Annotated in this window: 15 protein-coding genes; 3 read left to right on the forward strand and 12 right to left on the reverse strand. The window is 70.6% G+C overall.

Going from position 1 to position 13,130, the window contains the following annotated elements:
* Positions 1-31: 31 nt before the first annotated feature.
* From ruvX to GBA65_RS11305, 11 genes are all read right to left on the reverse strand, one after another.
* Positions 32-475, reverse strand: coding sequence for a Holliday junction resolvase RuvX (gene ruvX, locus GBA65_RS26435; protein WP_166398470.1), 444 nt, complete (start codon positions 473-475; stop codon positions 32-34).
* Between the two features lie 2 nt (positions 476-477).
* Positions 478-681: a DHHA1 domain-containing protein gene (locus tag GBA65_RS11265; protein ID WP_166396636.1), complete on the reverse strand. Its 204-nt coding sequence runs from the start codon at positions 679-681 to the stop codon at positions 478-480.
* Entirely contained in the window at positions 645-1,835 is a 1,191-nt protein-coding gene (locus GBA65_RS26440; RefSeq protein ID WP_407691013.1) for an alanine--tRNA ligase-related protein, read from the reverse strand. The genes GBA65_RS11265 and GBA65_RS26440 overlap by 37 nt, the downstream gene beginning before the upstream one ends.
* Positions 1,836-1,893: 58 nt before the next feature.
* Entirely contained in the window at positions 1,894-3,123 is a 1,230-nt protein-coding gene (locus GBA65_RS24350) for an alanine--tRNA ligase-related protein (RefSeq protein ID WP_266096481.1), read from the reverse strand.
* A 69-nt stretch (positions 3,124-3,192) separates the two neighbouring features.
* Entirely contained in the window at positions 3,193-4,011 is an 819-nt protein-coding gene (locus tag GBA65_RS11275) for a SigB/SigF/SigG family RNA polymerase sigma factor (protein ID WP_166396638.1), read from the reverse strand.
* Positions 4,008-4,310: a hypothetical protein gene (locus GBA65_RS11280; RefSeq protein WP_166396639.1), complete on the reverse strand. Its 303-nt coding sequence runs from the start codon at positions 4,308-4,310 to the stop codon at positions 4,008-4,010. The genes GBA65_RS11275 and GBA65_RS11280 overlap by 4 nt, the downstream gene beginning before the upstream one ends.
* A 23-nt stretch (positions 4,311-4,333) precedes the next feature.
* Positions 4,334-4,702, reverse strand: a complete 369-nt coding sequence (locus tag GBA65_RS11285; RefSeq protein ID WP_166396640.1) for a hypothetical protein — start codon at positions 4,700-4,702, stop codon at positions 4,334-4,336.
* Between the two features lie 3 nt (positions 4,703-4,705).
* Entirely contained in the window at positions 4,706-5,128 is a 423-nt protein-coding gene (locus GBA65_RS11290) for a DUF948 domain-containing protein (RefSeq protein WP_166396641.1), read from the reverse strand.
* Positions 5,129-5,212: 84 nt separating this feature from the next.
* Positions 5,213-6,685: a tRNA 2-thiouridine(34) synthase MnmA gene (gene mnmA, locus GBA65_RS11295; RefSeq protein ID WP_166396642.1), complete on the reverse strand. Its 1,473-nt coding sequence runs from the start codon at positions 6,683-6,685 to the stop codon at positions 5,213-5,215.
* Between the two features lie 13 nt (positions 6,686-6,698).
* Positions 6,699-7,874 carry a cysteine desulfurase family protein gene (locus GBA65_RS11300; protein ID WP_166396643.1) on the reverse strand — a complete coding sequence of 392 codons (1,176 nt, stop codon included), beginning with the start codon at positions 7,872-7,874 and terminating at the stop codon, positions 6,699-6,701.
* Between the two features lie 65 nt (positions 7,875-7,939).
* On the reverse strand, positions 7,940-8,938 hold the full coding sequence (locus GBA65_RS11305; RefSeq protein WP_166396644.1) for a lamin tail domain-containing protein: 999 nt from the start codon (positions 8,936-8,938) through the stop codon (positions 7,940-7,942).
* Between the two features lie 234 nt (positions 8,939-9,172).
* On the opposite strand from GBA65_RS11305, the gene aspS reads away from it, so the two are divergent.
* Positions 9,173-11,032: an aspartate--tRNA ligase gene (gene aspS, locus GBA65_RS11310; RefSeq protein WP_166396645.1), complete on the forward strand. Its 1,860-nt coding sequence runs from the start codon at positions 9,173-9,175 to the stop codon at positions 11,030-11,032.
* A 10-nt stretch (positions 11,033-11,042) separates the two neighbouring features.
* Positions 11,043-11,540, forward strand: coding sequence for a GNAT family N-acetyltransferase (locus GBA65_RS11315; RefSeq protein WP_166396646.1), 498 nt, complete (start codon positions 11,043-11,045; stop codon positions 11,538-11,540).
* 274 nt (positions 11,541-11,814) lie between these two features.
* Here GBA65_RS11315 and GBA65_RS11320 read toward each other — a convergent pair whose 3' ends face one another.
* Positions 11,815-12,018 carry a hypothetical protein gene (locus GBA65_RS11320; protein WP_166396647.1) on the reverse strand — a complete coding sequence of 68 codons (204 nt, stop codon included), beginning with the start codon at positions 12,016-12,018 and terminating at the stop codon, positions 11,815-11,817.
* 500 nt (positions 12,019-12,518) lie between these two features.
* Here GBA65_RS11320 and GBA65_RS11325 point away from each other — a divergent pair, with 500 nt between their 5' ends.
* Positions 12,519-13,121: a polysaccharide deacetylase family protein gene (locus GBA65_RS11325; RefSeq protein ID WP_166396648.1), complete on the forward strand. Its 603-nt coding sequence runs from the start codon at positions 12,519-12,521 to the stop codon at positions 13,119-13,121.
* The last annotated feature ends 9 nt before the right edge of the window (positions 13,122-13,130 follow it).

Consider the following 13,130-nt stretch of genomic DNA (forward strand, 5'->3'; position numbering starts at 1 on the left):
CGATCTCCTCCTGCCCCTGCGCCTGCCCCCCCTACCGCGACGCCGCAACGTCCCCCCTCCGGTCCAGGTACTCCTGCAACATGGCCGCCGCCGCGAGGTGGTCCACCCGCTCCTTGCCGCCGCGCCGGCGCCCGCCCTTCCCCCGCCCCGATCGTAGCCCGGGCCACGCGCGTGGTGAGGCGCTCGTCCCACTCGACGAAGCGCACCCCGGGAAGGACGCTTCTAGCCCCTTCGCCCGCTCGAGGACGCGGCGGGCCTGAAAACCGATCTCGCCGCCGAGCGTCTTGGGACGCCGAGCACGACCTCGGCGACGTCCCCGTCCGCGAACAGCTCCCGAGGTAGCGGTCCAGCTTCTCCGACGGCACGGCTTCGAGGGGCAGGCGAGGGTCGCGCCGGTATCGGAGATGGCGACCCCCGTGTAGGCCTCGCCGATGTCGAGGGCCGCGACCCGGCCGATGCTCCGCGCCGGCGCCAGGGCTAGGCCCCCGGCCCGCCCGCCAGCTTCTGCCCGATAACGTCCCGCGCCCTGCTCAGGGCGTCGGGGATGGCAGAGACCTCTCCGCCGCCGGCCTGCGCCATCGTGGGACCACCGCCCCCGCCGCCCCCGAGGACGCCCGCCGCCTCGCGCACGATCTCCCCGGCCTTCACCTTCTTGGAGACCTCGGGGTGGAGGTTCGCCACGAGGACCGCCTTGCCGTCGAGGGCGGCGGCGAGGATGACCGCCGCCGCCCCCCGAGCCTGTTCTTCACGTCGTCGGAGATCTGCCGGAGCCCCTTGACGTCCGCCGCGACGACCTGCCCGGTGACGACCTTCGCTCCGTCGATGGACTCCGCGCTCTCGACGAGGGATCCGACCTCCGCGAGCCCCTTGCTGAGGGCCTGCGCTTTTTGGGCCTCGCGCGCCTCGCGCGCCTCGCGCCTTAGGTCCTCCACGGCCCCCGGCAGCTCCTCGATCTCGACTCGTAGGGAGTCCGAGAGCTCCTCTGCCGTCTCGGTGGCGCCGATGAGGTAGTAGAGCGCCTCGCGCCCCGTGATGACCTCGATGCGGTAGAGGTCGGCGCCGTGCTTCCTGTTCGTCACGATCTTGAAGGCCCCGACCTCGGCCGTCCCGCGCACGTGGGTCCCGCCGCAGAGCTCGCGGGAGAAGCCGTCTATCTCGACGACGCGCACGAGGTCCCCGTACTTCTCACCGAAGAGCATCATCGCCCCGAGGTTGCGGGCCTCCTCGATCGTCGTCGTGTAGTACCGGACGGGCTGGTTCTCGGTGATCTTGAGGAGACACAACTCCTGCACGCGCCGCAGCTCGTCCTCGTCGACCTTGCCGGTGTAGCGGTAGTCGAAGCGGAGCCTGTCCGGCCCGACGTAGGAGCCGGCCTGCACGACCTCCTTGCCCAAGACCGCCCTGAGCGCCCAGTGCAGCACGTGCGTCGCGGTGTGGTTTGCCTCGATCTGCTGGCGCCGGACGCGGTTTATGGAGGCGGTCACCCGGTCCCCCGCCCTCACCTCGACCGTCTCGCCCTCGACGGGCCGGGCGCGCAGCACCTGGTAGTCCCCGGCGGGGACCACGTCGAAGACCTCGAGCTGGCCGCTCTCGAGGGAGATCCACCCCTCGTCCGCGACCTGCCCGCCCCCCGTCGCGTAGAACGGGTTCTCGGCGAGCACGACGTAGAGCTCGCCCCCGCCGCCCGGCGCCCCTTCGGCCGCGAGCACCGTGGTCTCGACCTGCTCGCGCTCGTAGCCGACGTAGCGGCTCTTGATCTCCCGATCCCGGAACGCCGCGACCAACCTCTCGTGACCCTGCAACGCCCCCCGCGCACGCTCCCTCTGGTCGGTCATCGCCTTCTCGAAGCCCGCCTCGTCGAGCGAGAGCCCCGGTCGGCGAGCACCTCCCGCGTCACCTCCACCGGGAAGCCGTAGGTGTCGTGCAGCGTGAACGCGACGTGCCCGGGGAAGTTCCCCCCTCGAAGCGCGACAACTCCTCCTCCAAAAGCCCCATCCCGGAGTCGTAGATCTCGACGAAGCGCCGCGCCTCCGCCGTGACAACCCGACGGATGTCCTCCCTGGATTTCTTCAACTCCTCGTAGAAGTCGCCCATGTAATCGACGACGACCTCCGCGAGCCCGGCGAGCCCCTCGGGTCCCATCCCGAGCCGCCCGTAGGCCTGCAACGCCGCCCGACGTATTATGCGGCGAAGGACGTACTCGCGGCGCTGGTTGCCGGGGCGGACGCCGTCGGCGATGAGGAAGGCCATGCCGCGGGAGTGGTCGGCGAGGATGTAGAGGGCGCGGTCGGTGGTCTCGGACGATCCGAAGCGGGCGTCGGTGTACTCGCGGACCTTCTCGAAGATCGGAGCGTAGAGGTCGGTCTCGTAGACGGAGCGCACGCCCTGGACGACGGCGGCGGTCCGCTCGAGGCCCATGCCCGTGTCGATGCCGGTCTTGGAGAGGGGGGTGAGGGTCCCGTCGCGGGCCTGCTCGTACTGGTTGAAGACGAGGTTCCAGATCTCGATGAAGCGCGGGTCGCCCTCCTCCCCGCCGGGGCCGTACCTCGGGTCCTCGGAGGGGTCGCCCTTGGCGAGGTCCTCGCCGTAGTCGAAGTAGACCTCCGAGCAGGGGCCGCAGGGGCCGGAGTCGCCCGGCGGGCCCCACCAGTTCTCGCTCTTGGGGAGGCCGAAGATACGGTCCTCGGGGACGCCGCAGGCCATCCAGTGTTCCTTCGCCTCCAGGTCCTCCGGGGCGTCTTCGTCGCCCTCGAAGATCGTGATCCAGAGCTTCTCCGGCGCCAGCCCGAGATCCTCCGTGAGGAACGCCCAGGCGTACTCGATCGCCTCTTTCTTGAAGTAGTCGCCGAAGGAGAAGTTGCCGAGCATCTCGAAGAAGGTGAGGTGCGTCGAGTCACCGACGTCCTCGAGGTCCGGAGTACGGAAGCACTTCTGGACGCTCGTGGCGCGGGGGCTCGGCGGCTTCTCCTGCCCGGTGAAGTAGGTGATGAACTGCTGCATCCCGGCGGTGGTGAGGAGGACCGTCGGGTCGTTGTGCGGGACGAGCGAGGAGCTCGGGAAGAAGCGGTGGCCCCGCTCCTGGAAAAACTCCAGGTAACGCTTTCGGATCTCGTGACTCTGCATGGTCGTGATTCTACGTTATCCGCGTCGCGTTATCTCGGAGCGGTTCGGCCCGGAGCGGGCAGGCGAGGACTAGCTTCCGGTGCGCGCCCGCGCGGTTTCGGACCGCCCGTCCTCCTCGCCGCCCATGTCGTCGAGCTGGCGGCGCAGGTCGTCGAGGGCGCGGCGGAGGAGGCGCGAGACGTGCATCTGGCTCACGCCGATGGTCTCCGCGATCTCCGTCTGCGTCTTCCCCTCGTTGAAGCGGAGCTTGAGGATGCGCTGTTGCTGATCCTTCAGCGTCTCGATCGCCCTTTGCAGCAGGATCTTGTCTTCCAGACCTTCTATAGGGCTGTTCTCGTCCGCCTGCAGGTCCATGATGGTGTCGCCGTCGGAGTCGTCCTGGCTCACGGGGGCGTCGAGGCTCGCCGTGTTGTAGGCGCGCCCGAGCGTGAGGGCCTCGGCGACGCTCTCGACGTCGGAGTCGAGGCGGTCGGCGAGCTCCTGAATCGTCGGGGAGCGGCCCGTCTTCACGGTGCCGTCCCGGATCGCCTCCTTGGCGGACTGCCTGAGCTCCTGCAAGCCGCGGGGGACGCGCATCGCCCATCCCTTGTCGCGGAAGTAGCGCTTGATCTCCCCGAGGATGTTGGGCGTCGCGTAGGTCGAGAACTCGATGTTCCGGTCCACGTCGAAGCGGTCCACGGCCTTGATGAGGCCCACGGAGGCGACCTGGACGAGGTCCTCGACGGGCTCGCCGCGGCCGGCGAACTTGCGGGCGAGAAACTCGACGAGCGGGAGCTGCTCCTGAATGGCGAGCTCGCGCGCCCGCTGGTCCCCGTGCTTGTGGTAGCGCGTGAGCAGCCTGCGGGTGCGGGCCTTGTCCGGGCGCCTGTAGCGTCTCCCGGTCGTCACGAAACCAGCTCTACCACGGTCCGCCAGCCGCGCTCGGCTTCCCCGGTCCCCCCCGCGACGCCGGCGACCTTGCGCTGCTCCTCGACCTCGGCGAGGAGGCGGTCCTCCACGAGCGAGAAGCGGTAGCGGGTCGCGTGCTCGTTCGAGTGGCGGTCCTCGAGGAGCTCCACGGCCTCCTCCAGGCCGCCGACCCCGATCTTGCCTCGCGCCGCCATGCCCGCGACAACGAGGCCGATGCATGAACGCACGGCCTCGCCCGGCGGGAGCGTCAGGTAGGTGTAATCCGTGGGGTCGCTCAAGTTCTCTTCTCCCTCTCGGTTGGCTATTCTTCGACCGGCGCGGCGGGCTCGGGCCGCCCCGCTTCGGCGCGTCGCACCACGCGGGGCGCGGCCGGAACTTCGGACGGTCCTTCTGCGGCGGGCAGGCCGGGGACCGCCCCGGCGGGCGCCCCCAGGGAACGGCGACCGGCGTGGTCGCCCCCGTGAGCCTCTAGCTCCTTGATGATCTCGGCCCTCCGCAGCGCCGAGGCCTCGCGCGCGGCCGCGGTCGCCGCCTGGAAGCGGCGCCGGACGGTCTCGGGCAGGTCCCGGGCCGCGCCGGGCAGACCCTTGCGCAGCTCCTCGTTTGTCGCGTAGATCGCGCCGGCGGCCCCGATCACGGCGCCGGCGATGAGCTTGCCCCAACCCGCCAAGGCCTAACCCTCCCTCGTGGTTCGCCCGTCCCCGGGCGCCGTCGCGTCGCTTGCGGGGCCTTCCTTGCCGGAGGCCCCGAAGAAGGCGCTTATGCCCTTGGAGAGGCCGGCGGTCGCGGAGGAGAGGTTGATCACGCCGCCGCGCACCCCGCGGGTGATGACGGTGGTGGTCTGGTCGAGCTCCCCGGTGATGTCGGCGACGTCGCCGACGGCGTTGTCGAGCTGGTAGAGCTGGCTGTTTATGTTGTCGACGGTGACATGGGTCTTGCCGAGGAGTGGGACCACCTGCTCGGAGACCTCCTTGATCGTCTTCTCGGTGGTCGAGAAGATCCGGGCGAGCCTGAGGAACATCCAGGCGAGGACGAAGAAGGCGACGGCCAGCCCCCCGAAGAGCAGCCCCTTCATAAGGTCCACAAACGCGTCCAAGCCTTACCGCACCTCCACTACGTCTCGCTCTTCGCCAGAGGCCATTATACTCGCCGCCCCCGCCGCGGCACCTGGAAGGCGCCCCTACGTGTCGCGACGCACCACGCCGCCGCCCACGACCTTGTCCCCGTCGTAGAAGACGGCGGACTGGCCGGGCGCGACCCCGAAGACGGGCGCCCCGAGATGCGCGACGACCTCGCCGCCCTCCGCGTGCTCCATCTCGCACGGCACCGGGCGGCCGTTGTAGCGGATCTGGACGGAGCCCGCCCTCTCCGGTGGCAGGAACCAGTTCAGCCCGCCCACGCGCACCTCCCGCGTCTCGAGGTCGGCCTTCTTGCCGACGACGACCTGCCCCGTCTTCGGGCGGACCTCGGTGACGTAGAGCGGGGTCGGGGCGGCGACGCCGATGCCCCGGCGCTGGCCGACGGTGAAGTCCACGACGCCCTTGTGGCGGCCGAGGGCGCGGCCCTCGCGGTCCACGATCTCGCCCGGCTCCGCCGCTACCGACTTCCGGACGAAGCCGCGGTAGTCGCCGTCCGGGATAAAGCAGATGTCCTGGCTCTCGGGGGTGTACGCGACGGCGAGGCCCCGATCCTCGGCGATCCTGCGGACCTCCTCCTTGCGGTGCTCGCCGAGCGGGAAGATCGTGCGGGCCAGGAGCTCCCTGGGGACGGGCCACAGGACGTAGGTCTGGTCCTTGGCCTCGTCGACGGGCCGGGCCATCGTGGCCCCCTCCGGCTCCTCGACCACGCGGGCGTAGTGCCCCGTCGCCACGCGCTCGAAGCCGAGCTTGTCGGCGAGGAACGAGGCGGCGTGGAACTTTACGTGGGCGTTGCACGAGACGCAGGGGTTCGGGGTCCTCCCCTCGGCGTAAGAGCCGACGAAGTCCTCCATCACGCGCCGGTCGAAGAGCTCCTTGAGGTTCAGGGTGAAGTGCGGCAGGCCCATCCGGTGCGCGGTGTCCCTCGCGAAGAGGACGGTGTCCGGCGAGCAGCACGAACGGCTGCCGCGCTCGCCGTCGTGGAGGCGGAAGGTGACGCAGGCGACCTCGTAGCCGGCCTCCTTCATGAGGAGCGCGGTGACCGCCGAGTCGACCCCGCCGCTCGTCGCCACGACGACGGTCTTCTTGCCGCCCGTCCCCGCGCGCAGGCCCCCGTAGCCCTCGACGAGCATCTCGCCCGCCTCCCTGTTCCAGTGGTCCTCGATCGCCTTGTGCAGCGCGTCGAGGACGAGGGTGAGGGCGTGCTCCTTGCCGGCCGGCAACGGCCCGCCGAGGGCCTCTTCCAGGTCGACCCCGGAGACGCGCGCGGCGTCGAGGAGGCTCGCGTCCGACACGAGCTCCGAGAGGGCCGAGCCCGCGGCGATGCACGCCGCGCAGCCGTAGACCTTGTAGCGGACCCCCTCGACGCGGTTCTCCGCTATCCGGACGGTGAAGCGGGCGACGTCGCCGCAGGAGGCGTCGCCGGACTCGCCGGTGCCGCTGGCCCCTTCGAGCTCGCCGACGTTCCGGGGCCGGACGAGGTGGTCTATTACCTGCGGGTTGTAACGATCTGGCATATCGATCCCTCGGCTATGAGCTTGCGTACAGGGGAGAGAGCTCGCGCAGCTGCGAGACGGCGGCGGAGAAGGCGCCGAGGAAGCCCTCGACCTCCCCCCGCGTGGAATCCTTGCCGACGGTGACCCTGACGGCCGAGAACGCCTCGTCCTCCCCGCGCCCCATCGCGAGAAGCACCGGCGAGGCCTTGTGGCCGGCCGAGCTCGAAGCGCACGCCGAGCCGCTCCCGACGGCGTAGCCGAGGGCGTCCAGGAAGAGGACGAGGCTCTCCGCCTCGACCCCGTCGACGCAGAGGTGGACGTTGTTCGAGAGGCGCTCCGAGCGGTGCCCGTTGAGGCGTACCCCGGGGAGCGCGAGGGCGCCGCGGAGGAGCAGCTCCCTGAGCCCCTCCTCGTGGCGCGCCCGATACCCCATCTCCTCCGAGGCGAGGCGCGCGGCGGCGCCGAAGCCCACGATCCCGGCGACGTTCTCGGTTCCGCTCCTCAGCCCCCCCTCCTGGCCGCCGCCGAAGACGATCGGCGCGACCTCCACGCCCTCGCGGACGTACAGGGCGCCGACGCCCTGCGGCCCGTAGAGCTTGTGGGACGAGACGGCGAGCGTGGAGACGGGGACGCGCGAGACGTCGATGGGGAGCCTCCCCGCCGCCTGGACCGCGTCGGCGTGGAACGGAACCCCGCGCTCCTCGCACAGCCCGGCGAGCTCCGCCACCGGCTGCACGGTGCCGACCTCGTTGTTCGCCCACATCACGGCGACGAGGGCCGTGTCTTGCCGAAGGGCATCGGCGAGGGCGTCCGGGGAGACGCGGCCGTCGGCATCCACGCCCAGGCGCGTGACGTCGTAGCCCCGGGATTCGAGGTGCGCGGCGGCCCCCCGAACGGCGGCGTGCTCGACGGCGGAGACGACGACGTGCCTCTTCCCTCGCCGCGCGGCGGCGAGGCCGAGGACGGCGAGGTTGTCCCCCTCGGTGCCGCCGGAGGTAAAGAAGATCTCCGCGGGCCGCGCCCCCACGAGCGCCGCGACCTCGGCGCGGGCCGCCTCGACCGCCTCGCGAGCGCCGGCGCCCGCGCCGTGCAGCGAGGAGGGGTTGCCCCCCGCCGCCGCGCCGCCGAGGTGCGGGAGCATGGCCTCGAGGACCCTCCGGTCCAGAGGGGTCGTGGCGGCGTGGTCCAGGTACACGGAGCCGTCGGTCATGGGGTTAGTTATAACGCATGGTAGGGCGCCTGACCGCCCACGTAAGGGCCGCGGAAGGGGCGGTCTTAGACGGCTACGGTATCGACGACGGCGCCGCCGCCGTCGAGGAGGGCGACGGTGTCGCCGGGCTGGAGCTCGAGGTCTTCCCCGCCCTCGAAGGTCCCCCTGACCTGGCGTCCGTCGGCGTCCACGGCGTCCGGGACGCGCCCGACCGAGGCGCTCCTGCCGGGGCCCACGCGGGTCTGCTCGTTCACCTCGACGCCGGGCGAGTCCGTGGTGACCTCGCCGCTCTCGGGGTCGACGACGCGGAGGCTGAAGCCCTGGAGGTTCACCCTGTCGTCGCCGTCGTTCGTCACGGTGAAGTACTCAACGCCCCCGCCGCTCTCCGTGAGCTCGACCGTCTCCAGCTCCACGTCGGTGTCGCTCGTGTTGCTCGCGACCTCGACGCTCGTCAGGTCGAAGAGGGCCTGGTCGAGGACGCCGCGCTCGACGTAGCCCTGGTAGAGGTTCGTGATCGTGTACTGTTCGCCGCTCGGCGCGAGCATCGCCACGAAGGGCGTGAAGCCGACGTCCATCTGGGCGGCGAGGGTGCCGTACTGCCCCTGCTGGAGCTCCTCGCTCGTCTCGGCCTCGCCGGGCTCCGAGATGTCGTAGGAGAAGAACTCGACCTCCGGGTACTGCGACTGGAGCTCCGAGAGGTCGCCGTTGACGAAGTCGTCGACCTCGAGCCCCTGCGGGTAGAGAGGGTCCTCCCCCTCCTTGAAGAACGCCACCGCGATGAGGGCCTTGCGCTGGTAGGCGGCCCGGAAGTCCGGGGGGACGGGCTGGTCCAGGTTGAGGGTGAACGGCTGATCCTGGAGCGCCTCCGCCTGGGCGCTCCCCTCGACGGTCGCGCCGCCGGCCGTGTTCGCGCCGGGAGCGCCGGGGCGGCGGCGGAACCCGTGGTGCCGCCGGGCGGGGGACCACGGTCGCCTCCTCCTCGCCGCCCCGCAGCCCGCGAGGAGGAGCAGGGAGAAGAGCGCCAGGGAAGCCGGTATAAGGGAACCACGCCCCCGAAGGGGCACATCGAAAGCGCGTCTTAAGATCTCACTCCCCCGTTCTGTGGGCCCGCCGCCGGCCAGGCTGTATGTCAGCCCCTTTCCGGGCAGAGCCTGGCGCAAATTAACACAGGGGTGAAAAGGGTGCAACGGAGCCTTCAACGCCGCCCGGCGCGCGGTCGCGGGGGGCGCGACGCTTGGCCCCTTCGGGGGTCTAACCTATACTTGCTCGGACCCTCGACGAACGGCGGAAGGAAACTCTTGCACCGGGAAGAAACTGGCACGAAAAGCTTCGAGAACAACCCTTACCGGACGCACACCGCGGGCGAGTTGAGGGCCGGTGACGTCGGCGAGCGCGTGAGGCTCGCGGGCTGGGTCAACCGGCGCCGGGACCACGGCGGCCTCATCTTTATAGACCTGAGGGACCGCTGGGGGATCACGCAGGTCGCCTTCCGGCCCGAGGAGGCCGAGCTCTTCGGCCAGGCCGAGGAGCTCCGGCCGGAGTGGAGCGTCTCCATAGAGGGGGAGGTCGCGAGGAGGCCCGAGGGGAACGAGAACCCCGAGCTTCCGACCGGTGAGGTCGAGATCTCGGCCACCGCGCTGAGCGTGCTCAACCGCTCCGAGACGCCGCCGTTCGAGATCGACCGCGAGAGGCCGGTCGACGAGATCCTTCGCCTCAAGTACCGCTACCTGGACCTGAGGCGCAAGAGGATGCAAGAGAACATCATCTTCCGCGACCGCGTCGTCAAGCACATGCGCAGCTACCTCGCCGAGCGGGACTTCGTGGAGGTCGAGACGCCGCTCTTGACAGCCTCCTCCCCGGAGGGCGCGCGGGACTACCTCGTCCCGGCGCGGCTGTACCCGGGGCAGTTCTACGCCCTGCCGCAGTCGCCGCAGCAGTTCAAGCAGCTCCTCATGGTCGCCGGGTTCGAGCGGTACTTCCAGATCGCGCGCGCCCTGCGCGACGAGGACCAGCGCGGCGACCGCCAGCCCGAGCACACCCAGCTCGACGTCGAGATGAGCTACACGACGCAGGAGGAGGTGCTCGTCCTGATCGAGGGCCTGTTCACCGAGATCGTCGAGGGCTACACGGAGAAGAAGATCCTCCACAAGCCCTTCCCGCGCATGACGTTCGCGGAGGCGATGTCGCGCTTCGGCACGGACAAGCCGGACCTTCGCTTCGGGCTGGAGATCCGGGACGTCTCCGAGGCCGTCCGCGGCTCCGGGTTCAAGGTCTTCGCCGGCGCGATCGAGCGTGGCGGCTCCGTGCGCGGCTTCGCCGTGAGCGGTCTGGGGGACCTCTCGCGGCGCGAGATCGACGAGCTCACCGGCGTCGCCTCGGCCGGCGGGGCCAGGGGCCTCGCGCACCTCAAGGTCGGGGCGGACGCTCTGATCGGCCCCATCGCCAAGTTCTTCTCCCCCGAGGAGGGCGACGCGCTGAAGGTGGCCCTGGGGGCCCAAGAGGGCGACTACATGTTCTTTGTCGCGGACGCGGACGCGGTCGTCTTTGAGAGCCTGAACCGGCTGAGGCTGCACCTGCGCGACCGGCTCGGGCTCGCCGACGAGGGCGTGCTCGCGCTCGCGTGGGTCACGGACTTCCCGCTCTTCGAGTGGAACGAGGACGAGGGGCGCATCGAGCCGATGCACCACATGTTCACCATGCCCAGGGAGGAGGACCTCCCGCTCCTGGATTCCGACCCCTTGAAGGTGATCGGGCAGCTCTACGACCTCGTCGCCAACGGGACGGAGCTCGCGTCCGGGAGCATCAGGATCCACCGCCCGGACATCCAGCAGAAGGTCTTCTCGACGATCGGCATGAGCGAGGAAGAGGCCCAAGAACGCTTCGGGGCGATGCTCACCGCGTTCCGCTACGGGGCGCCGCCGCACGGCGGCATCGCGCCGGGGGTGGACCGCCTGATCATGCTCCTCAAGGACGAGCCGAACATCCGCGAGGTCATGGCCTTCCCGAAGACCCAGGCCGCGCGCGACGAGATGATGGACGCCCCCGGCCCCGTCGCCGAGGAGCAGCTCAAGGAGCTCCACATCGCGCTGCGCCGCCCCCCCGAGGGGAAGCCGGGCTCCAACCCCGCGTCCCGCCCGAGCGAGGGCGACAACTCGTAGGGCGTCCGGGATGGAGGTGAGCGTCCGGCGCGCCGAGCCCGGCGACGCGGAGGCCGTCAGCCGCCTCTTCGACGGGCCATGCGCGGTCTCGGGCACGCTCCAGCTTCCGTACCCCTCCGTGGAGGCGTGGCGGCGAAGGATCTCGCCGTCCGAGGGGATACACAGCCTCGTGGCCGTTCTGGAGGGCGAGGTCGTCGGCGAGTTGGGGCTCGTCGTCCTAGAGCACCCCCGGCGCCGGCACGTCGGGGAGATCGGGATGGCCGTCCGCGACGACCGCCAGGGGCTCGGCGCGGGGCGGGCGCTCCTGGAGGCCGCCCTCGAGCTCGCGGACCGCTGGATCGGCCTGAGCAGGATCGAGCTGCAGGTCTACACCGACAACGAGCGGGCGATCTCCCTGTACGAGCGGTCCGGCTTCGTGGTCGAGGGCACCCACCGCTCCTACGCCCTGCGCGACGGCCGCTTCGTGGACGCCTACTCGATGGCGCGCCTCAGAACGGACGCCCCCTAGCCCTTCCGCCCCCGAGACGGCCCCGGTACACCACGCAACCTTCGCCGCCGCGCCGTCTTCGCCCACCGGCGTCGCCCGCAAGCGTGCCGATGCTCGCCCGCGCCGGGCCCGTCGAAACGGCGAGGGTCGATGGTACGTTCGTGCGTCCGAGGAGATGGAAAACGCGGGATTGCCCTGGCCGGTAATAGACAGAAGTCACGGGCCCAGGCCGAGGGACGAGGGCCGTACGGGGAGGGTCGCGTCGATAAAGACGCCCGGGTCGGGGGGCGTCGCTCTAGGTTTCGGGGGCCGCCTGCTCCTCGACGCGCTCGACGGTGACGCGCAGCCGCCCGATCGGGGTGTAGCCACTCTCGGCTTCGGCGCCGAAATGCCTCCTTAGCATCGAGCCGAGGTGCTCACCGTCGAGAAAGACGAAAAAATCTTCCTTCGGCCCGAGTTCTACGCTACCTTCCGCGACGAACCTCTCTGATGAACTCACGGTGGTCGGATCCCCTCACGCGGTTACATACGGTGGACCAGCCCCTTTATTCTACAGCCCCGACGACGCCGTCTAGGCGAATTCCGAAGCGAGGTATTAGCCCCTCGACGTGTTGCCCGTCTCAGGCCTCACGAGCCGCCGCCCCTCCCCCGTCGCCAACGAGACGCCGAACGTCCATACGGTCGGGCCTTCGGAGAACCCGCCGAACCTCTCGCGCTCGCGCGTTCGGTTTCGGCTCGTTCCGATGATGTGGGTAGCGGCCCTCACCTGCGCGTAGGGCGCCCGAGGCGTTGCGTGCGGCCTTGTTCGGGGGTTTCGGCGGCACCCCCGGTGCCGTGGGCAGTGAAGGGCCACACGTCCGTTTCTCCCCGAACCCCTATGCTTACGGGGACGCGGTCGTCGCCGGAGGCGGGGGACGCAAGCGGCGGGGTAGATCGGGGTGCAGGGAGGTGCTCATACAGACGCAACGGACGTCCGACGAACGTGCACCCAAGGGACGTATGGACGTCACGGATACGCCGGGGGTCGCCCTGACCTTCGACGACGGTCCCGACCCGGTGTGGACGCCGCGGGTGCTGGACGCCCTGGATCGGGCCGGCGCGCGCGCGACGTTCTTCGTGATCCCGCCGCTAGCCCTCGAACACGAGGGGCTCGTACGGGCCGCTCTCGAGGCGGGGCACGGGGTCGAGCTGCACTGCGTGCGCCACGTGCGCCACACCGAGCTCTCGCCGCGAGAGGTCGAGGCGGAAGCCCGGGAGGGGCTGCGCGCGCTGCGGTCATTCGGGGCCGAGCCCAGGCTCTGGCGCCCCCCGTGGGGCGTCGTCGCGCCCTGGACGTGGGGCATCGCCGCGGAGTACGGGCTGGAGATAGCGGGCTGGACCGCCGACACCCACGACTGGCGAGGAGACGACGCGCCGGCGATGCTCCGGAGCGTCTCTCCCCTCATCCGGCAAGGCGCGGTGGTGCTCATGCACGACGGGATCGGCCCCGGCGCGCTCCGGGACGGTTGCGCAGAGACGGTGGCGCTCGTCGGAGAGCTGGTCGCCCACATAGAGAAGCTAGAATGCGAGCCGTCCCCCTACCGGGCGCGGCGGGGGGCGTAGAAGGAGCAC

Source organism: Rubrobacter marinus (assembly GCF_011492965.1).
Classification (GTDB): Bacteria; Actinomycetota; Rubrobacteria; order Rubrobacterales; family Rubrobacteraceae; genus Rubrobacter_F; species Rubrobacter_F marinus.

Bases quoted from the DNA above. Each gene is read 5' to 3' on its own strand.
- GBA65_RS26440 (WP_407691013.1), bottom strand. From the start codon at position 1,835: ATGACCGACCAGAGGGAGCGTGCGCGGGGGGCGTTGCAGGGTCACGAG.
- GBA65_RS11300 (WP_166396643.1), bottom strand. From the start codon at position 7,874: ATGACCGACGGCTCCGTGTACCTGGACCACGCCGCCACGACCCCTCTG.
- mnmA (WP_166396642.1), bottom strand. From the start codon at position 6,685: ATGCCAGATCGTTACAACCCGCAGGTAATAGACCACCTCGTCCGGCCC.
- GBA65_RS24350 (WP_266096481.1), bottom strand. From the start codon at position 3,123: ATGCAGAGTCACGAGATCCGAAAGCGTTACCTGGAGTTTTTCCAGGAG.
- GBA65_RS11325 (WP_166396648.1), top strand. From the start codon at position 12,519: ATGGACGTCACGGATACGCCGGGGGTCGCCCTGACCTTCGACGACGGT.
- GBA65_RS11315 (WP_166396646.1), top strand. From the start codon at position 11,043: ATGGAGGTGAGCGTCCGGCGCGCCGAGCCCGGCGACGCGGAGGCCGTC.